This window comes from Polaromonas sp. P4_F6, from assembly GCF_056401275.1.
The window spans coordinates 90,049-109,272 of sequence record NZ_JBFUJQ010000007.1; the positions used below are offsets into that span (position 1 = coordinate 90,049).

At 65.4% G+C, this 19,224-nt stretch carries 14 protein-coding genes and 1 riboswitch; of the genes, 12 read left to right on the forward strand and 2 right to left on the reverse strand.

Annotated elements, in window-relative coordinates:
* Nucleotides 1-177 precede the first annotated feature (177 nt).
* The 4 genes from uvrA to AC1DUN_RS17070 all read left to right on the forward strand — a co-directional run bounded on the left by uvrA (nt 178) and on the right by AC1DUN_RS17070 (nt 8,796).
* Entirely contained in the window at nt 178-6,051 is a 5,874-nt protein-coding gene (gene uvrA, locus AC1DUN_RS17055) for an excinuclease ABC subunit UvrA (RefSeq protein WP_477714990.1), read from the forward strand.
* A 194-nt stretch (nt 6,052-6,245) separates the two neighbouring features.
* A complete protein-coding gene (locus AC1DUN_RS17060; RefSeq protein WP_477714991.1) occupies nt 6,246-6,860 on the forward strand; it encodes a type IV toxin-antitoxin system AbiEi family antitoxin domain-containing protein in 615 nt (204 codons plus the stop codon).
* Entirely contained in the window at nt 6,857-7,726 is an 870-nt protein-coding gene (locus AC1DUN_RS17065; protein ID WP_477714992.1) for a nucleotidyl transferase AbiEii/AbiGii toxin family protein, read from the forward strand. The genes AC1DUN_RS17060 and AC1DUN_RS17065 overlap by 4 nt, the downstream gene beginning before the upstream one ends.
* 101 nt (nt 7,727-7,827) lie before the next feature.
* Nucleotides 7,828-8,796 carry a tripartite tricarboxylate transporter substrate binding protein gene (locus AC1DUN_RS17070; RefSeq protein WP_477714993.1) on the forward strand — a complete coding sequence of 323 codons (969 nt, stop codon included), beginning with the start codon at nt 7,828-7,830 and terminating at the stop codon, nt 8,794-8,796.
* On the opposite strand, the gene AC1DUN_RS17075 is transcribed toward AC1DUN_RS17070, so the two are convergent.
* Nucleotides 8,783-9,367 carry a TetR/AcrR family transcriptional regulator gene (locus tag AC1DUN_RS17075; RefSeq protein WP_477714994.1) on the reverse strand — a complete coding sequence of 195 codons (585 nt, stop codon included), beginning with the start codon at nt 9,365-9,367 and terminating at the stop codon, nt 8,783-8,785. The genes AC1DUN_RS17070 and AC1DUN_RS17075 overlap by 14 nt on opposite strands.
* Nucleotides 9,368-9,473: 106 nt before the next feature.
* Between AC1DUN_RS17075 and AC1DUN_RS17080 the strand changes: the two genes are divergently transcribed.
* On the forward strand, nt 9,474-10,712 hold the full coding sequence (locus AC1DUN_RS17080) for an MFS transporter (RefSeq protein WP_477714995.1): 1,239 nt from the start codon (nt 9,474-9,476) through the stop codon (nt 10,710-10,712).
* 2 nt (nt 10,713-10,714) lie between these two features.
* Here AC1DUN_RS17080 and AC1DUN_RS17085 read toward each other — a convergent pair whose 3' ends face one another.
* Complete coding sequence (locus AC1DUN_RS17085; protein WP_477714996.1) at nt 10,715-11,509, reverse strand: HAD-IIB family hydrolase; 795 nt, start codon at nt 11,507-11,509, stop codon at nt 10,715-10,717.
* Between the two features lie 222 nt (nt 11,510-11,731).
* Nucleotides 11,732-11,804, forward strand: a riboswitch (S-adenosyl-L-homocysteine riboswitch).
* A 103-nt stretch (nt 11,805-11,907) separates the two neighbouring features.
* On the opposite strand from AC1DUN_RS17085, the gene ahcY reads away from it, so the two are divergent.
* The 7 genes from ahcY to AC1DUN_RS17120 all read left to right on the forward strand — a co-directional run bounded on the left by ahcY (nt 11,908) and on the right by AC1DUN_RS17120 (nt 19,194).
* Nucleotides 11,908-13,338: an adenosylhomocysteinase gene (gene ahcY, locus AC1DUN_RS17090; RefSeq protein ID WP_477714997.1), complete on the forward strand. Its 1,431-nt coding sequence runs from the start codon at nt 11,908-11,910 to the stop codon at nt 13,336-13,338.
* 146 nt (nt 13,339-13,484) lie between these two features.
* Nucleotides 13,485-14,507 carry a TlyA family RNA methyltransferase gene (locus AC1DUN_RS17095; RefSeq protein WP_477714998.1) on the forward strand — a complete coding sequence of 341 codons (1,023 nt, stop codon included), beginning with the start codon at nt 13,485-13,487 and terminating at the stop codon, nt 14,505-14,507.
* Nucleotides 14,508-14,515: 8 nt separating this feature from the next.
* Entirely contained in the window at nt 14,516-15,346 is an 831-nt protein-coding gene (gene metF, locus AC1DUN_RS17100; RefSeq protein ID WP_477714999.1) for a methylenetetrahydrofolate reductase [NAD(P)H], read from the forward strand.
* A 24-nt stretch (nt 15,347-15,370) separates the two neighbouring features.
* Nucleotides 15,371-15,970: a septal ring lytic transglycosylase RlpA family protein gene (locus AC1DUN_RS17105; RefSeq protein WP_477715000.1), complete on the forward strand. Its 600-nt coding sequence runs from the start codon at nt 15,371-15,373 to the stop codon at nt 15,968-15,970.
* Between the two features lie 128 nt (nt 15,971-16,098).
* Complete coding sequence (locus tag AC1DUN_RS17110; RefSeq protein WP_477715001.1) at nt 16,099-16,752, forward strand: GbsR/MarR family transcriptional regulator; 654 nt, start codon at nt 16,099-16,101, stop codon at nt 16,750-16,752.
* Between the two features lie 2 nt (nt 16,753-16,754).
* Nucleotides 16,755-18,170, forward strand: coding sequence for a cytochrome ubiquinol oxidase subunit I (locus AC1DUN_RS17115; RefSeq protein ID WP_477715002.1), 1,416 nt, complete (start codon nt 16,755-16,757; stop codon nt 18,168-18,170).
* Entirely contained in the window at nt 18,163-19,194 is a 1,032-nt protein-coding gene (locus tag AC1DUN_RS17120) for a cytochrome d ubiquinol oxidase subunit II (protein WP_074579774.1), read from the forward strand. The genes AC1DUN_RS17115 and AC1DUN_RS17120 overlap by 8 nt, the downstream gene beginning before the upstream one ends.
* The last annotated feature ends 30 nt before the right edge of the window (nt 19,195-19,224 follow it).

The window sequence follows — 19,224 nt, forward strand, 5'->3', positions numbered from 1 at the left end:
AAATCGATCCCAGGTCGGCAAAGTTAAACACGAAAGCGCGAAAACAGTCAGCAGGAAAACCAGAATGCGCCCTAATTGGCGGCGGCAAAAGTGCACAAAAGGGGCATTAATCCGCATACTCCGCACGGCCAGAGGCTTTGCCTAGAATGTTTGACCTCTTCAGGAAAGACCGCACTCATGTCCCAGGGAACCATCCGCATCCGCGGCGCGCGCCAGCACAACCTCAAAAACCTCGACCTTGATATTCGCACCGGTGAAATGACGGTGGTCACCGGCCCCAGCGGCTCGGGAAAATCCTCGCTGGTGTTCGACACCCTGTTCGCCGAAGGCCAGCGCCGCTATGTGGAAACTTTCTCGGCCTATGCGCGCCAGTTCCTGGACCGCATGGACAAGCCGGCCGTCGACAAGGTCGAGGGCGTGCCGCCGGCCATCGCCATCGACCAGACCAACCCGGTGCGCAGCTCGCGCTCCACTGTGGGCACCATGACGGAGCTCAACGACCACCTGAAGCTGCTTTATGCGCGCGCCGCGCAGCTCTTCGACAAACAGACCGCGCAGAACGTGCGCCACGACACGCCCGAGTCGATTTACGCCGAACTGATGGCGCGCACCCAGGAAGGCGACCCGCGTGTGGTGCTGACCTTCCCGGTCGAGCTGCCCGGCAACACCAGCGCCGAGCAGGTCGAGCAGTGGCTGTCGGTCAGCGGCTTCACGCGCGTGCATGCGCAGCGCGATGTGGCCACGCCGGCCGGTCCGCACAAGCTGCTGGACGTGGTGGCCGACCGCTTTCGCACTCACGCGGTGGAGAAGTCCCGTGTGATGGATGCGATTGAAACCGCGCTCAAGCGCGGCGGGCGCCTCAATATCTATGTGCAACATACGGAGGATGGCCAGCCCGACGTGATGTGGCGTTTCTCCACGGGCCTGCATTGCCCCGACAGCGACCTGCGCTACACCAACCCCACGCCCTCGCTGTTCTCCTTTAACTCCGCCATGGGCGCCTGCGAGACCTGCCGCGGTTTCGGCCGCGTGATCGGCGTCGACTACGGCCTGGTGATTCCCAACGACAAGCTGACCTTGCGCGCCGGCGCGATCAAGACCATACAGACGCCGGCCTGGAAGGAAGCCCAGGACGACCTGATGCGCCACGCCGAGGCGGCCGGCATCCCGCGTGACACGCCCTGGTACAAACTCACGCCGGCGCAGCAAGGCTGGGTCATCAACGGCATGCCGGGCTACAAGGACGGCAGCTGGAAGAAGCAGTGGTACGGCATCAAGCGTTTTTTCGAGTACCTCGAAAGCAAGGCCTACAAGATGCACATCCGCGTGCTGCTGTCCAAGTACCGCAGCTACACGCCTTGCGAAACCTGCGGCGGCGCGCGCCTCAAGCTCGAATCGCTGCTGTGGCGCCTGGGTTCCAAGGAGGCCGCCGACGCGGTGCTGCCGCCGGTGCAGCGCTTCATGCCGGTGGGCGTGCAGTGGAGCCGCGAGCAGCTCGAGGCCCTGCCGGGCCTGGCGCTGCACGACCTGATGCGCCTGCCCATAGACAGGCTGCGCGAGTTCTTCAGCGGCCTGTCGCTCAACGTGATGGGCGACGACGCCGAGATCCAGGCGCTCAAATCGCTGTTCGAGGAAATCCAGACGCGCGTCAAATACCTGTGCGACGTGGGCATTGGCTACCTCACGCTGGACCGGCAAAGCCGCACGCTCTCGGGCGGCGAGGTGCAGCGCATCAACCTCACGACGGCGCTGGGCACCTCTCTGGTCAACACGCTGTTTGTGCTGGACGAGCCCTCCATAGGCCTGCACCCGCGCGACATGAACCGCATCACCCAGGCCATGCACCGCCTGCGCGACGCCGGCAACACCCTGGTGGTGGTGGAGCATGACCCGGCCGTGATGCTGGCGGCCGACCGCATGATAGACATGGGCCCGGGCCCGGGCGAGAAGGGCGGCCAGATCGTGTTCGACGGCACGCCCGAGGACCTCAAACATGCCGACACGCTGACCGGCGCCTACCTGGGCTCACGCAAGCAGGTGGGCATGGGCTTCAAGCGCGCGGTGACCGAGAACACGCCCCGCCTCATCCTCGAAGGCGCGCGCGACCACAACCTGAAAAACCTCACGGTGGACTTCCCGCTGCAACGCCTGGTCTGCGTGACCGGCGTCAGCGGCTCCGGCAAGTCCACGCTGATGCAGGACATCCTGGCGCCGGCGCTGCTGCGCCAGTTCGGCAAGGCGACCGAGACGCCGGGCCTGCACGACCGGCTGCTGGGCGCCGACCACCTGACCGACGTGGTGTTTGTCGACCAGTCGCCCATAGGCAAGACGGCGCGCTCCAACCCGGCCAGCTATGTGGGCGCCTGGGATGCGGTGCGCGACCTGTTCGCGCTGGCGCCGCTGGCCAGGCAGCGCAGCTACACCGCCACCAAGTTCAGCTTCAACAACGGCGACGGGCGCTGCCCGACCTGCGGCGGCTCGGGTTTCGAGCATGTCGAGATGCAGTTCCTGAGCGACGTCTACCTGCGCTGCCCCGATTGCGACGGCAAGCGCTACCGCGCCGAGATCCTCGAGGTGACGATTGAGCGCAAGGCCGTGGGTGACCTCAAGCCGCGGCTGCTCAATGTGTCCGACGTGTTGGACCTCACGGTCAGCGAGGCGATTGCGCTGTTCGCGCAGGACCGCGAGGTGGTGCGCTCGCTGCAGCCGATTGTGGACGTGGGCCTGGAATACGTAAAGCTGGGCCAGCCCGTGCCCACGCTGTCGGGCGGCGAGGCGCAGCGCCTGAAGCTGGCCGGCTTTTTGGCCAATGCCAGCAAGACGGCGAGCGCGAGCAAACAGGCGCTGGCGCTCCGGCAGCCCGGCCGCGGCACGCTGTTCTTGTTCGACGAGCCGACCACCGGCCTGCACTTTGACGACATCGCCAAGCTGATGCGCGCGCTGCGCAAGCTGCTGGAGGCCGGCCATTCGCTGATCGTGATCGAGCACAACCTCGACGTGATCCGCTCGGCCGACTGGCTGATAGACCTGGGTCCCGAAGGCGGCGAGGGCGGCGGCCTGCTGGTGGCCCAGGGCACGCCCGAAGAAGTGCGCAAGCACCCGACATCCCATACGGCGCTGGCGCTGCGCGAGTACGAGCAGGCCATGGGCAAGGTGCACGGCGTGGAGGAATCGCGGCCCAAGGTGTGGGCCACGCGGCCGGTGTTCTCGAACCTGATCCAGATCGTCAACGCCAAGGAGAACAACCTCAAGAGCCTGTCGGTCGACATTCCGCGCGGCAAGTTCAATGTGGTAACCGGTGTCTCGGGCTCGGGCAAGTCCACGCTGGCCTTTGACATCCTGTTCAACGAAGGCCAGCGGCGCTACCTGGAGTCGCTCAACGCTTATGCGCGCAGCATTGTGCAGCCGGCGGGCCGGCCCGAGGTGGACGCGGTCTACGGTATCCCGCCCACCGTGGCCATCGAGCAGCGCCTGTCGCGCGGCGGGCGCAAGTCCACCGTGGGCACGACCACCGAGGTCTGGCATTTCCTGCGCCTCTTGTATGTGAAGCTGGGCATACAGCATTGCATCAAGGAAGGCGCGGCCGTGATGCCGCAAAGCCCCGAAAGCATCGCGGCCCAGCTGCTCAAGACCTACCGCGGCCAGCACATAGGCCTCTTGGCGCCGCTGGTGATCGCGCGCAAGGGCGTGTACACCGAGCTGGCCGACTGGGCGCGGCCGCGCGGCTACACACATTTGCGCATAGACGGCGAGTTTTTGCCGACCACCGGTTTTCCGCGCATAGACCGCTTCAAGGAGCACACGGTGGAGTTGCCGGTGGCCGACATCCATGTGTCGCCCGAGAACGAGGCCGCCCTGCGCGCCGCGCTGGCGACCGCGCTGGAGCACGGCAAGGGCGTGGTCCATGTGCTGGCACCGCTGGACGGCCTGCGCGGCGCGATGATGGCCGGCGCCAGCGCGAAGAACATCGGCAAGCTGATTGCGTTTTCGACCAAGCGCGCCTGCCCGGTCTGCGCCACTTCGTACGCTGAACTCGACCCGCGGCTCTTCAGCTACAACAGCAAGCACGGCTGGTGCCCCGACTGCGTGGGCACGGGCGTCAAGCTCACCAAGGAACAGCGCAAGGTGTTTGACGACTCGGTGATGGACGACGACAACAAGGGCCGCGAGCAGAGTTTTGCCGAGCCCGAGGTGGAAGACGTGGCCGGCACCGCCTGCCCGAGCTGCGAAGGCACACGCCTGAACGCCACGGCCCGCGCGGTGAAGTTTGCCGGCGTCGGCATTGCCGACATCGCGGCGCTGTCGGTGACCGATGTGCGGCGCTGGGTGGAAAAGCTCGCGCTGCTGGGCCGCGAGGCCGGCATTGCGCGCGACCTGATTCCCGAGATCAAAAGCCGGCTCGAGTTCCTCGAGGACGTGGGCCTGGGCTACCTCACGCTGGACCGCGGCGCGCCCACGCTCTCGGGCGGCGAGGCGCAGCGCATACGCCTGGCGGCGCAGCTGGGCTCCAACCTGCAGGGCGTCTGCTACGTGCTGGACGAGCCGACGATCGGCCTGCACCCGCGCGACAACCAGATTTTGCTGGGCGCCTTGGGCAAGCTCAGCGACCGTGGCAACACGCTGGTGGTGGTCGAGCATGACGAGGACACGATTCGCCGCGCCGACAACATCATCGACATAGGCCCGGGCGCGGGCAAGCGTGGCGGCACGCTGGTGGCGCAGGGCACGGCGGCGCAGCTGTCGGCCGTGCCTGAGTCGCTGACGGGGCGCTACCTGGCGAATCCGCTGATACACCCGCTGCATGCGCGGCGCGAAACGCGCAAGGGCGCGGCGCCGGTGGCCGTGGTGAGGGAGGCGCCGGTCGATACAAACGCCAAGCCCGTGAGCAAACAGAAGGCGGCCCTGCTCAAGGCCGCGGCGCTCAAAGCCGCCGCGGCCAGCGCCAGTGCGCTGCACAACGCGGCGCCGCTGGCGGCCGGGCCTTTCACATCCTGGCTCACGGTGGTCAATGCCGACCTGCACAACCTCAAGGATGTTTCGGTCACCGTGCCGCTGTACCGCTTGGTGGCGGTGACGGGCGTGTCGGGCTCCGGCAAGTCGACGCTGGCGCGCGACGTGCTGCTGACCAATGTGCATGCGGGTGTGACGCAGCGCTCCACCAAATCCGGCCGCGACGCCGACGACAAGGGCAAGACGCCGGACTGGACCGGCTGCGAGCGCATCGAAGGGTATGCGGCGGTGGACCGCGTGCTCGAGGTTGACCAGACGCCTATCGGCAAGACGCCGCGCTCTTGCCCGGCCACCTACATCGGCTTCTGGGACACGATTCGCAAGCTGTTTGCCGACACGCTGGAAGCCCGCGCGCGCGGTTACGGCGCCGGGCGCTTTTCCTTCAACACCGGCGAGGGCCGCTGCCCGACCTGCGAAGGCGCGGGCGTGCGCACCATAGGCATGAGCTTTCTGCCCGACGTGAAGGTGCTCTGCGAAACCTGCCACGGCGCGCGCTTCAACCCCGAGACCCAGGCCGTGACCTGGCGCGGCAAGAACATCGGCGACGTGCTGAAAATGGAAGTGGACGAAGCGGTGGACTTCTTCGCCTCCATGCCCAACATCAGCCACCCGCTGCAGCTGCTCAAGGATGTGGGCCTGGGCTACCTCACGCTGGGCCAGCCTTCACCGACGCTGTCGGGCGGCGAGGCGCAGCGCATCAAGCTGGTGACCGAACTGAGCAAGGTGCGCGACGACATCACGCGCCGTGGCCAGAAGGCGCCGCACACGCTGTATGTGCTGGACGAGCCCACGGTGGGCCTGCACATGGCCGACGTCGAAAAGCTGATCCATGTGCTGCACCGCCTGGTCAATGCCGGCCACAGCGTGGTGGTGATCGAACACGACCTGGACGTGATCGCCGAAGCCGACTGGGTGATTGACCTGGGACCGGACGGCGGCAATGCGGGCGGGCGTGTGGTGGCATCGGCGCCGCCCGAGGCCGTGGTCAAGCTGGGGACGCATACCGGGAAGGCCTTGCAAAGCGTATTAGCGCGGGCTTGAACATCCCCGTCCAGGCTCACTGCGTGTAGCCTGTTTCCCCCTCTCGAGGGGGCGGCGCCTGCGGCCTGGCAAAGCCAGTTCCGCGGCCCCTGCTGGCTTGCGGCCCTTGCGATCACGTGTGGCTGGGTGGATTTGTTCCAATAATTCGTCGAATATTTGCATTCGACGAAAAAATGGAACATACTCCTGGGGCCATGAACCCCCAATCCAAGGTCATCCATACCCAGCGCGTTCTTGATCTGGCCCGCCAGAAGGGCATGCTGCGCCCTGGCGACCTGCAAGGCGTCGGGGCTGCAAGGGTGATGCTGACCCGGATGACGGCCAGCGGCCAACTCGAAAAAGTGGGGCGCGGCCTGTACCGGATTCCGGGAGCCAGTACCTCGGAGCACGAAACCCTCGCCACGGTCGCGACGAGGGCGCCGCAGGCGGTGTTTTGCCTGCTCACAGCCCTGCAGTTCCATGGCCTGACCACCCAGCTTCCGCGCCAGGTGTGGATCGCCATGCCGCGCGGCAGCCATGTACCCAAACTGGATTACCCGCCGCTGAAGATGGTGCAGTTCACCGGCGATGCCTATACAGAAGGCGTGGAAGTCTTTGAGCGCGATCAGGTGCCTCTGCGCGTCTACGGCGTGGCCAAAACCGTGGCCGACTGCTTCAAGCACCGCAACAAGATCGGCCTCGACGTGGCGGTGGAGGCGCTGCGGGATGCGCGTTCGCAAAAAAAGGCAACGGCCGACGAGCTCTGGCATTTCGCCAAGATTTGCCGCGTAGCCAATGTGATGCGCCCCTACCTGGAGGTGATCGAGTGAGCAAAGACCTGGCCGCATCAGTGCGGGCGCGCCTTTTGAACAAAGCGAAAGCCGAACAATCGGACTTCAACGGTGTGCTGGTCCGTTATGCGCTGGAGCGCTTGCTGTACCGCCTGAGCCAGTCTGCACACGCCGACCGCTTCCTGCTTAAAGGCGCAATGTTGTTCACGCTCTGGTACGACATGCCGCACCGGCCCACACGCGACGTGGACCTGCTGGGCTTTGGCCCCAGCGACCTGGCGTCCACCACGCAAACCTTCAGGGAGATTGCCTCCGTAGCGGCAGAGGACGGCATGCGCTTTGATCCTGAAAGCGTGCTTGCTGAAGAAATCCGTAAAGAGGCGGGCTACGCCGGGGTGCGCGTTCTCCTTAACGCGGAGTTGGCCGGTGCGCGCGTGAAGACACAAGTCGACATCGGTTTTGGTGACGCGGTGACGCCCGGGCCGGTACACGCTGTTTATCCCGTCATGCTGGATGATTTTCCGGCGCCGACGCTGCAGGCCTATCCGGTGTACACCGTGATTGCGGAAAAACTGCATGCCATTGCCTTGCTGGGCATGACCAACAGCCGCCTGAAGGATTACCTGGATTTGTCCGTGCTGCTGGAACGCGAGGTGCTGGACGCGGACATTCTGGCGAAAGCGATTGCCCAAACTTTTCGGCGGCGCGGCATGCAGGTGTCGACGGCGCTGCCCATAGGGCTGAGTGACGAATTTGGGAATGACGCATCACGGCAGGCTTTATGGCGGGCCTTCCTCAGGAAGAATCAACTCACCGGAGTGCCACTGCCCGAATTGGTCGCTGCGTTGCGCGCCCGATTTGAACCCGCATTGCAAGGCGCTTCGTTGGCGGCTGGGTTGCAATAAGCCGGCTGACACTCGTGCGACAGCCCTTCAGGTGTTGCCCTGATTCGCCAAAGCCAATCGCCGGGCATGATGGCAATATTCCAAAAAAAGGAGACACGCCCATGCAACGCCGCCCTTTTCTGCACACCGCCGCCGCCCTGGCCCTGATCGCCGCGGGCGCCATGCCGGCCCAGGCGCAGACCTTTCCGGCCAAGCCCATCAAGCTGGTGATCGCGTTTCCGGCCGGCGGGCCGACCGACATCACCATGCGTTCGCTGGCCGACAACGCCGGCAAGATCCTGGGCCAGACGGTGATCGTGGAGAACAAGCCCGGCGCGGGCGGCACCTTGCCGGCCCAGCAGATGCAAAGCGCGGCGGCCGACGGCTACACGCTGGCGCAGATCCCGCTGGGGGTGTTCCGCCTGGGCTACACGACCAAGATCAACTGGGACCCGGTCAAGGACATCAGCTATGTGATCAATGTGACCGGCTATGCGTTCGGCATCGTGGTGCCGGCCGACAGCCCGTTCAAGACCTGGGCCGATTTTGTGGCCTATGCCAAGGCCAACCCGGGCAAGCTGACCTACGGCTCCACCGGCACGCTGACCAGCCCGCACCTGACGACGGAACTGGTCGCGCAGAAAGCCGGCATCGAGCTGCAGCACGTGCCTTACAAAGGAAGCGCCGATTTGATGCTGGCGCTGGTCAGCGGCCAGCTGATGGCCGGCGCCGACAGCACCGGCTTTGCGCCGCAGGTCGAAGCCGGCAAGCTGCGTGTGCTCAATACCTGGGGCGAGAAGCGCCTCGACAAATTCCCGAACGCGCCCACGCTCAAAGAGCTGGGCTATGACATCGTGCAGAACTCGCCCTTTGGCATAGGCGCGCCCAAGGGCACGCCGCCCGAGGTGGTCAAGCGTTTGCACGATGCCTTCAAGAAGGCCATGGAGGAGCCGAGTTATGTGGCGGCGCTGGCCCGCTATGACATGCTGCCGAACTACCTGAGTTCTGCGGATTACACCAAGTTTGCGCAGGACACGGTAGTCCGCGAAAAAGTCTTGATCGACAAACTGGGCCTCGCTAAACCCAACTAGCGGGCTCGATACCGGCCAGCACAAACAATTCATCGGCTAATTGATCGGCTAGCGCCGGCTCCACGCCCGAACCAAAAATCAACCGGTAAACAATGGGGGCCATCATGTGGTCCAGCACCTGCTGCACCGTGGGTGTGGCGTCGCCGCGCGCCTGGGCCCGGCTCACCAGCAGCGTGGCTTCGGCGCGGCGGTTTTTCAGGCAGTTGGTGTCTTCCGGGCCGGCCAGCGCGGCCGCCGCCTTCAGCATGGAGGTGCATCCGGGCTTGTTGAGGTGGGTGATCAACTCCCGGGCCCAGGCCGCGAGTTCAGCCTTCAGGTCGCCGGTTTCGGGCAGGGGGCGGTTCGGGTCCAGCCGCTGCGTCGCGGTTTCGCCGAGCAGGCCGTTCACGTCGCCCCAGCGCCGGTAAATGCTGGAGGCGCTGACACCGGCGCGCTCGGCCACGGCCGGCACGGTCACCTTGTCGCGGCCTTCCTGGGCAATCAGTTCTTCGAGCGCCTTGCGCACCACGGCCTGCACCTGGGCGCTGCGGCCGCCTGGGCGCTTGTTCTGGGGTGTTTGTGGAATGCTCATCAGGGCCGATTTTAGCCTAAAAGCAATGATCTTTGCGTTAATTTTCAAACCGGTATAGAATTCGCAAACGCAAATAAATTCGCTTTAAGAAAGTCGAGCGTTTCCCATGAGCACACCCGCCGCCCCCTCTTTGCAAGCCTCTTCCGCCGCGACGGCGCCGCGTTGGCAACTGCCGCCCGCGGCTGCTTTCCCGCTGCTGGCCGTCCTGTTGTTCGCATTTTTTGTGGCGGGCAGTGCGCCTTCGCCGCTGTTTGTGGTGTTCCAGCAGCAATGGGGCTTTTCGCCGGCGCTGCTGACGGTGGCGTTTGCGATTTACGCGATCGCGCTGCTGGCCTCGCTGCTGGTGGCCGGCTCGCTGTCCGACCACATAGGCCGGCGCCCCGTGGTGTTTACCGCCTTGCTGCTGCAGGCCGGCGCGATGCTGACCTTTCTGCTGGCCGAGGGCATCAACGGCATCATTGCCGCGCGCATTGTCCAGGGCATCGCGACCGGCATGGTCAGCGGCGCATTGACGGCGGCGGTGGTGGAGGCGGCCCCGGCCGCGCAAAAACGCCTGGGCGCGATGATAGGCAGCGTCTCGCCGCTGGCGGGCCTGGCCGTGGGCGCGCTGCTGACCGGCGTTGCGGTCAAGTTTGCGCTGCACCCGGTGCCGCTGGTGTTCGGCGTGCTGGCCGCCATTTGCGTGACCGGTGCGCTGGCCACCTTGTTCCTGCCTGAAAGCGTGACGCCGCGTCCCGGCGCGCTGGCCTCGCTGGTGCCGCGCATTTCGATCCCGGTGCAGGCGCGCGGCGAGTTTGTGCGCGGTGTGCCGACCATGCTGGCGGTCTGGTCGCTGGCGGGCCTCTACCTTTCGCTGGTGCCCTCCATGCTGCAGCAGATCTTCGGCATCCACGACGGCATCGTCAACGGCCTGGCGATTGCCACCTTTTTCGGCCTGGGCGCCGCGTCGCCGACCTTGCTCAAAAGCCTGCCGCCCGTGCGCATGAGCGCCCTGGGCATGAGCTTGCTGGCTGTCGGCGTGGGCCTGGTGGCCGTCTCGCTGGCCGCCCATTCCGTGGCCTTGTTTTTTGCGGGAACGGCGCTGGCCGGTTTCGGCGGCGGCTCGGCCTTTTCGGCCCAGGTGCAGACGCTGGCCCCGCTGGCGCAACCGCATCAGCGCGCCGAACTGTTCGCCGCGCTTTATGCCACCAGCTACCTGGCGTTCAGCGTGCCGGCCATGCTGGCCGGCCGGCTGATCGCGCCGCTGGGCCTGCCGGCCACGGTGGAGGGTTATGCCACGCTGGTGCTGGCCGTGGCCGCGCTGGGCGCCTGGCTGCGGTGGACTTCGGTGCGCCGCGCGGCTTAACCCTAACCCAGAAGGGCGCGGGCTACTTCGGTAAAGCCCGCGCCGCGCTCGCCACGCGTCACATAACGCGGCAGGTGTGCGAGCTGCGGCACAAAACGCGCAATATTCGCCACGCCCACGCTGTTGGCAAAGGTCTTGAACATCAGCTGGTCGTTGGTGGAGTCGCCCACATACACCCATTGAGCGATCTCGGCGTCCAGGTCACGCTGCCAGAGTTCACGAACAATCCAGCGCGCGCCCTCCAGCTTGTTGTGTTCGCCGTACCAGCCGTTGATATGGATGCTGCTCACGGTGGCATGCATGCCCTCGCTTTTCATGAGCGCCACCACGGCGGCAATCTGCGCGTCGCTGAGCTGCACGAACTCGCTGTGGTCTATGGCGATGTCGGTCTCGCGGCCCGGCGAGTCGGTGGCGCGGGCCACGCCGGGCATCTCGCGCTCTATGCGCGCCAGCACGGCCTGCATGCGCGCGAAGTTGTTGCTGCGCGTCGCCGCATCTTGCTGGTAGATTTTGGACAGCGGTCGTGGCGCGGCGCTTGTGGCATCCGGCAGCAGCGCCACGGCGCCGTTCTCGGCCACGATGGCATCGACGGGCCAACGCGCCGCGAAAGGCTCACTCCAGCCCACGGGCCGGCCGGTGATGGCCACCACCCTGAGTCCTGCGGCCTTCAAGGCACCCAAAGCCTGCAGCGCATCGGTGGTGATTTCCCCCTCGGTGGTCAGCGTGTCGTCGATGTCGGTAAAGAGGCCGGTGACGGCCCGGCGTTGCGCGGCGGGCCAAAGGGGGAGTTCTTGCATGGTGAAATTTTCTCACGGGGATGTGCGTCATCAGTAGGTGCCGCGGAACCGGCTTTGCCGGGCCGCAGGCACCGTCCCCTGCAAGGGGAGAAGGGCTACACGAAGTGAACCCGATAGGGGTGTGCCAATTTTTCGGCTTTGCCGGCCCCAGGCGCCGCCCCCTTGAGGGGGGAGCAGGCTACACGAAGTGAGCCTGAACGGGGGAGTTCGGTATAATCATGGCTTCCTGAGGAGCGTTGCAAGCCACACCACGTGGACCAGGCTCAGGACTTCATTGCAACCACGCTCACCCGCATGCGCTGTCTCTCAAGCCGGGTGAATGACTGAATTCCCCCTCCCTTGAATGCCGCATGCCCGTGGCGATTTTGCCCAGTTACGTTTGATTTTTGGAGAACCGTATGAGCGCCGTCCTGAAGCCTTCCACCGACCACATCATTGCCGACATTTCGCTTGCCGCCTGGGGCCGCAAGGAACTGAACATCGCCCAGACCGAAATGCCCGGCCTGATGGCCATCCGCGAAGAGTTCGCCAAGGCGCAGCCCCTGAAGGGCGCGCGCATCACCGGCTCGCTGCACATGACCATCCAGACCGGCGTGCTGATCGAGACCCTGCAGGCCCTGGGCGCCGAGGTGCGCTGGGCTTCGTGCAACATCTTCTCGACGCAGGACCACGCCGCCGCCGCGATCGCCGCCGCCGGCACGCCGGTGTTCGCCATCAAGGGCGAAACCCTGGCCGACTACTGGGACTACACCCACCGCATCTTTGAATTCAGCGGCGCCAAGGGCACGCCTGAAGAAGGCCCCAACATGATCCTGGACGACGGCGGCGACGCAACGCTGCTGATGCACCTGGGCAGCAAGGCCGAAAAAGACGCCAGCCTGATCTCCAAGCCGACCAGCGAAGAAGAAACCTGTTTGTTCAATTCGATCAAGGCCAAGCTCGCGCAAGACCCGACCTGGTACAGCCGCCGCCTGAAGAACATCATCGGCGTGACCGAGGAAACCACCACCGGCGTGCTGCGCCTCAATGAAATGTCGGCCAAGGGCACGCTGGCCCTGCGCGCCATCAACGTGAACGACTCGGTCACCAAGTCCAAGTTTGACAACCTGTACGGCTGCCGCGAATCGCTGGTCGACGCGATCAAGCGCGCCACCGACGTGATGGTCGCCGGCAAGGTTGCCGTGGTGGCCGGCTATGGCGACGTGGGCAAAGGCTCGGCCCAGGCCCTGCGCGCACTGAGCGCCCAGGTCTGGGTGACCGAGATCGACCCGATCAACGCCCTGCAGGCCGCGATGGAAGGCTACAAGGTCGTGACCATGGAATACGCCGCCGACAAGGCCGACATCTTTGTGTCCGCCACCGGCAACAAGAACGTCATCACCTACGCCCACATGGCCGCGATGAAAGACCAGGCCATCGTCTGCAATATCGGCCACTTCGACAACGAAATCGACGTCGCCTCGCTCGAGAAATGCAGCTGGGAAGAGATCAAGCCGCAAGTCGACCACGTGATCTTCCCGGACGGCAAGCGCATCATCCTGCTGGCCAAGGGCCGCCTCGTGAACCTGGGCTGCGGCACCGGCCACCCGAGCTTTGTGATGTCGTCGAGCTTTGCCAACCAGACCATCGCGCAGATCGAGCTCTTCACCAAGAAGGACGCTTACGAAGTCGGCAAGGTCTATGTGCTGCCCAAGCACCTCGACGAAAAGGTCGCGCGTTTGCACCTCAAGAAGGTGGGCGCGGTGCTGACCGAGCTGAGCGATGAGCAGGCGGCTTACATCGGTGTCTCCAAAGCAGGCCCGTACAAAGCCAATACCTACCGCTATTAAGGGCTTCCCCCTCTCCCGCTGGGAGAGGGCAGGGGTGAGGGCCAGCGGCGACAAGGGCCCAGCGAGATTTTTTGAGGCCACCGGCCCTCACCCTGACCCTCTCCCAAAGGGAGAGGGGACAAGACCGGCCCATTCCACGGAGCACCATGCGCGCAGACCTCTTCCTCGTCGACCACGGCCATGCCGCCACCCGCTCCCAGGCCCAGCGCCTGATTGCCTCGGGCGTGCAGTGGCGCGCGGAAGCGGACGCCCCCTGGAAAAAGATCGCCAAGAACGGCGACGAGATTCCTGAAGGCGCCGAGCTGCAGCTGCTGGACACCACCGAAGCCAAGTACATCTCGCGCGGCGGGCTCAAGCTCGAAGGTGCGCTCAAGGCCACGGGCCTGTCCGTGGCCGGCCTGCGCTGCCTGGACATAGGCCAGTCCACCGGCGGTTTTACCGATTGCCTGCTGCAGCACGGCGCCGTGCAGGTGGTGGGTGTGGACGTGGGCCACGGCCAGCTGCATGCCAGCCTGCGGGGCGATCCGCGTGTGGTCTGCATCGAAGGCCTCAATGCGCGTTCCATGACGGCCGCCGACCTGGTGGCCGGCCATGCGGGCGACAGCGGCGACATGGACTTTGGTGATGACTTCGACGATGAAGATGAGGGCGAAGAGGGCGAAGAAGACCCGGCCATTGAAGCCAACTTCGACTTCCTGACCGGCGACCTGTCCTTTATCTCGCTCACGCTGGTGCTGCCCGCGGTGGTGCGCCTGCTCAAGCCCGGCGGCGATTTGCTGATGCTGGTCAAGCCGCAGTTCGAGCTGCAGCCCGGCCAGGTCGGCAAGGGCGGCATTGTGCGCGACCCGGCGCACTTCGCGTTTGTGGAAAAGCGTTTGCGCGATGCCTGCGCGGCCCTGGGCCTGGAGGTCAAGGCCTGGCTGGACTCGCCGATTGAAGGCGGCGACGGCAACCGCGAATTTTTTATCCAGGCCGTCAAAGGTAGTGATGTGGCCGGCGAGGACCAGCCGCTGCCGGCCGCGCCGCAGCGCAAGGTCGCCAAGCGTGTGCCGCGCGCCGAGCTGCGCGCCTCCCGCGCGCCGCACGAAGACTCCGAACTCGCGCATGCCGGCCAGCCCGGACCGGCGCGCGGCAAGCGGCGTGACAAGAAAACCGATAACGACGAGTGAGATCCGAGATGAACCTGCCCCTGAGTTTTGAATTTTTCCCGCCCAAGACGCCCGAAGGCGCGGCCAAGCTGCGTGCGGCGCGCCAGGCGCTGTATGCGCACAAGCCCGAGTTCTGCTCGGTCACCTTCGGCGCTGGCGGCTCCACGCAAGAGGGCACCTTCGGCACCGTGAAGGAAATCCTGGACGAAGGCATGGCCGCGGCCTGCCATTTTTCCTGCGTGGGCGCGACCAAGGCCACAGTGCGCAAGCAGCTGGCCGAGCTGCGGGCCATGGGCGTCAAGCGCCTGGTGGCGCTGCGCGGCGACCTGCCCAGCGGCTATGGCGCCGGTGGTGAATTCCATTACGCGAGCGACCTGGTGGCCTTTATCCGCGAGGAAACCGGCGACGCCTTCCACATCGAGGTGGCGGCCTACCCCGAAGTCCACCCCCAGGCCCGGTCGGCCGACGCCGACCTGCAGGCCTTTGTCAAAAAGGTCAAGGCCGGCGCCGATTCGGCGATCACGCAGTATTTTTTCAATGCCGACGCCTACTTCCGCTTTGTCGACGATGCGCAGGCTCTGGGCGTGGACCTACCCATCGTGCCGGGCATCATGCCCATCATCAGTTCCACGCAGCTCATGCGCTTTTCCGACGCCTGCGGCGCCGAGATTCCGCGCTGGGTGCGCCTGCGCCTGCAGGGCTTTGGCGACGACACCGCTTCCATCAAGAGCTTCGGCCTGGATGTGGTCACCGGCCTGTGCGAGCAGCTGTATGCCGCGGGCGTGCCCGGCATCCATTTCTACACGATGAACCAGGCCGCGGCGACGGCCGAAATCATCGGGCGGCTGCAGCGGGCCTGAGCCCGGCCACCGATGCGCGAGGGTGTGGTCCGCAGTCTTCGTGCCGCTGGTGCGGCAGCCTTGATCGCCTGGCTGGCGGCCTGCACGACAGCGCCGACCGCACCACCAATCGGCCCCCGCGCGGCCACGCCCCGGCCCGCCCCGGCGCCGCAGCATGACGCGCCCGGCCAAGCCGTCGATGAAGTGCCGGCCCCTGTCCCCCTCACCGAGCGGCCCCGTCCCGAACTGCTGGGTGGCGAAGTGCCGCGCGAGTTCCAGCGCGGCACCGCCTCCTGGTACGGCCCGCGCTTTAACGGCAGGCGCACCGCCAGCGGCGAGCGTTTTGACATGCGCGAGTTCACCGCCGCCCACCGCACGCTGCCCTTCGGCACCCTGGTGCGCGTGCACAGCCTGGTCAACGGCCGCGACGTGGACGTGCGCATCACCGACCGCGGCCCCTACGCCGGCAACCGCATCATCGACCTGAGCCGCGCCGCGGCCGAAGAACTGGGCATGCTGGGCATGGGTTTCAAGGAAGTGGTGCTGCTGGTGCCGGAGTCCACACCCGAGGTGGCAGTGGCGCCGCCGCCGGCCAGGAAGCCGGTGCGCAAACCGCGCCGCGCTTCGCCCGCCAGTCGGCGCTAGCGGCCTAAGCCGGCGCCTGACCGACCGGCTCGCAGGGTTAATCCAAGGTGGCGTCTGCAACAGTGGTTTCAATTTATTAGAATTTCAGTAATTCCTGAAAATTCAATAAGTCAAAGAGGCCCGGCGCCATGAATCTTCCCCCCTTGACCCAGCGTTTTGTCCTGCATTTCGGTGAAATGGGCAGTCGCTGGGGCATCAACCGCACCGTGGGGCAGATTTATGCCCTTCTTTATGTGTCCCCTCGGGCCTTGAATGCCGATGAAATCGGTGAGGCGCTGGCGTTCTCGCGCTCCAACGTCAGCATGGGGCTCAAGGAGCTGCAATCCTGGAACCTGGTGCGCCTGCAGCACCTGCCCAATGACAGGCGCGAGTATTTCCAGGCGCCCGAAGACGTCTGGGCCATCTTCCGCACCCTGGCCGAGGAGCGCCGCAAGCGCGAGATCGACCCGACGCTGTCCATGCTGCGCGATGCGCTGATGGAGCACCCCGCGCATGCGGACGATATCCACGCCCAGGCGCGCATGAAGCAGATGCACGACCTGATCGAGCTCATGACGGGCTGGCTGGCCGACGTGCAGAAAATGGACTCGGCCACGCTGGTGAGTCTCATGAAAATGGGCGCCAAGGTGCAGAAGCTGCTGGAGATGAAAAACAAGGTCGCCGGCAGCATGAAGGCAGGTTTGACAGGCCGGGCGGCATCCCCCACAGTGGCAGCCACGCCTTCCGATGCGCCCGAACCCGCGGCGGCGCCTGCCAACCTTCCCGATGACACCAGGAGTTGACGATGGACGGACTTGACGCATTCCTGTTGGCCCGCATCCAGTTCGCGGCCAACATCACTTTCCACATCCTGTTCCCGACCATCAGCATCTCGCTGGGCTGGGTGCTGCTGTATTTCAAGCTGCGCTTCGTCAAAAGCCAGGACCAGTTCTGGATGGACGCCTACCAGTTCTGGGTGAAGATCTTCGCGCTCACCTTCGCCCTGGGCGTGGTCAGCGGCATCACCATGAGCTTCCAGTTCGGCACCAACTGGCCGGGTTATATGCAGAAGGTCGGCAACATCGCCGGGCCGCTGCTGGCCTATGAGGTGCTGACGGCCTTCTTCCTGGAAGCCACCATGCTGGGCGTGATGCTGTTCGCGCGCGAACGCGTCAGCGAGACCATGCATACCGTGGCCACCCTGCTGGTGGCGGGCGGCACCACGCTGTCGGCCTTCTGGATCCTGGCGCTCAACTCCTGGATGCAGACGCCCGCGGGTTTTGAAATGATCAACGGCCAGGCGCATGTCGTGAGCTGGCTGCAAGTCATCTTCAACCCGTCCTTCCCTTATCGCCTCGTGCACATGCTGCTGGCCTCGGGGCTCACGGTGGCCTTTCTGGTGGCGGGCGTGTCGGCCTACCGCTGGCTGCGCGAGGACCGCGGGGCCGAGGTGATGGCCGGGCTGAAGACCGGCATCTACATGGCCGCGATGCTGATCCCGCTGCAGATCGTCGCGGGCGACCAGCACGGCCTGAACACGCTGGAGCACCAGCCGGCCAAGCTGGCCGCGATGGAGGGCATCTGGAAAACCGAAAAAGGCGTGCCCGCGATCCTGTTCGCGCTGCCGGACGAAAAAGCCAGGGAAAACCGCTACGAGATCGCGATCCCCAAGCTGGCCTCGCTCTACCTCACGCATTCGCTGGACGGCGAGGTCAAGGGCCTGGACCAGTTCGAGGGCAAACACCCGCCCGTGGCGCCGGTGTTCTGGGCCTTCCGCATCATGGTGGGCGTGGGCATGCTGATGCTGGCGGTGAGCTGGGCCAGCGTGCTGCAGCTGGCGCCCTGGAAGAAAGACCCGTCGCGCACCCTGACGGTGTGGCACGCCCGCGTGCTGGTGGCCATGACCTTCGCGGGCTGGGTTGCCCTGGTCGCCGGCTGGTATGTGACCGAAATCGGCCGCCAGCCCTGGCTGGTGACGGGCGTGCTGACGGCGGCCGACGCGGCCTCCAAGGTGCCGGCGCCGCGCATCGCGCTGACGCTGTCGCTGTACCTGTCGCTGTACGCGGTGCTGCTGGCGTCCTATGTGTCTGTGGTGTTTTACCTGGCGCGCCACAAGAAGCACGCGGACAAGCCTTTCGGCGAGGACCGCAGCGCGGGCGAGACCGAAAAGGACCTCAATGTCGTGAACTATCCCGAAAAGGAAGGAGCTCCCCATGCTTGACCTGGCCCCTGACCTGACGCAAGCCGCCGGCTGGATGCCCATCGTCTTCCTGGTGGTGATGGGGCTGGCGATGCTGGCCTATGTGATCCTGGACGGCTACGACCTGGGTGTGGGCGTGCTGATGCGCCGCGCCAGCGACGACGACAAGGACACCATGATCGCCAGCATAGGCCCCTTCTGGGACGCCAACGAAACCTGGCTGGTGCTGGGCGTGGGCATTCTGCTCACGGTGTTCCCGTTGGCGCACGGCGTGATCCTGGGTGCGCTCTACCTGCCGGTGGCCTTCATGCTGATAGGCCTCACGCTGCGCGGCGTGGCCTTTGACTTTCGCGTGAAGGCGCGCGCCAGCCACAAGCCGCTGTGGAACCGCATGTTCTACACCGGCTCGCTGCTGGCGAGCTGGTCGCAGGGCTATATGCTGGGCTCGCTGATCACCGGCTTCGCTGCCACCTGGTGGACGATTGTGTTCAACGCCGTTATCGGCGCCGCACTGGTGGCGGCCTATTGCCTGCTGGGTTCGGGCTGGCTCATTATCAAGTCCGAAGGGGCGCTGCAGCTGCAGGCCGTGCGCTGGGCGCGCGCCAGCCTGTGGTTCACCATGGCCGGGGTGGCGGCAATCTCCATTGCCACGCCGCTGGTCAGCCACAGCATCTTTAACAAGTGGTTCTCTTTCCCCAACATCGTGCTGCTGCTGCCCATTCCCGCCGCCACGCTGGTGCTGTTCGGCGTGATCTACCGCAGCCTGCAGCGCCTGCCGGTACGCCTGGCGCAGGGCAATGAGTACGGCGCCTGGGTGCCCTTCGGCGCCACGGTGGGGGTGTTTTTGCTGGCCTTTTACGGCCTGGCCTACAGCCTGTTCCCGTGGCTGGTGATAGACAGCCTGGACATCTGGAAAGCGGCCGCCGCGCCCGAAGCCATGGGCGTGATCCTGGCCGGGGCGGCGGTGGTGCTGCCGATGATCATTGGCTACACCGTGTTCGCTTACCGTGTGTTCTGGGGCAAGAGCACGGCGCTGAAATATTAGCCCCCACGCTCCCCCACTGCGTGTGGGTCG

Excerpts from the sequence above, each read along its gene's own strand:
- metF (WP_477714999.1), top strand. The coding sequence starts at position 14,516 with ATGAACCTGCCCCTGAGTTTTGAATTTTTCCCGCCCAAGACGCCCGAA.
- AC1DUN_RS17085 (WP_477714996.1), bottom strand. The coding sequence starts at position 11,509 with ATGCAAGAACTCCCCCTTTGGCCCGCCGCGCAACGCCGGGCCGTCACC.
- AC1DUN_RS17075 (WP_477714994.1), bottom strand. The coding sequence starts at position 9,367 with ATGAGCATTCCACAAACACCCCAGAACAAGCGCCCAGGCGGCCGCAGC.
- AC1DUN_RS17110 (WP_477715001.1), top strand. The coding sequence starts at position 16,099 with ATGAATCTTCCCCCCTTGACCCAGCGTTTTGTCCTGCATTTCGGTGAA.
- AC1DUN_RS17120 (WP_074579774.1), top strand. The coding sequence starts at position 18,163 with ATGCTTGACCTGGCCCCTGACCTGACGCAAGCCGCCGGCTGGATGCCC.
- AC1DUN_RS17115 (WP_477715002.1), top strand. The coding sequence starts at position 16,755 with ATGGACGGACTTGACGCATTCCTGTTGGCCCGCATCCAGTTCGCGGCC.
- AC1DUN_RS17060 (WP_477714991.1), top strand. The coding sequence starts at position 6,246 with ATGAACCCCCAATCCAAGGTCATCCATACCCAGCGCGTTCTTGATCTG.
- AC1DUN_RS17070 (WP_477714993.1), top strand. The coding sequence starts at position 7,828 with ATGCAACGCCGCCCTTTTCTGCACACCGCCGCCGCCCTGGCCCTGATC.
- uvrA (WP_477714990.1), top strand. The coding sequence starts at position 178 with ATGTCCCAGGGAACCATCCGCATCCGCGGCGCGCGCCAGCACAACCTC.
- AC1DUN_RS17095 (WP_477714998.1), top strand. The coding sequence starts at position 13,485 with ATGCGCGCAGACCTCTTCCTCGTCGACCACGGCCATGCCGCCACCCGC.
- ahcY (WP_477714997.1), top strand. The coding sequence starts at position 11,908 with ATGAGCGCCGTCCTGAAGCCTTCCACCGACCACATCATTGCCGACATT.
- AC1DUN_RS17080 (WP_477714995.1), top strand. The coding sequence starts at position 9,474 with ATGAGCACACCCGCCGCCCCCTCTTTGCAAGCCTCTTCCGCCGCGACG.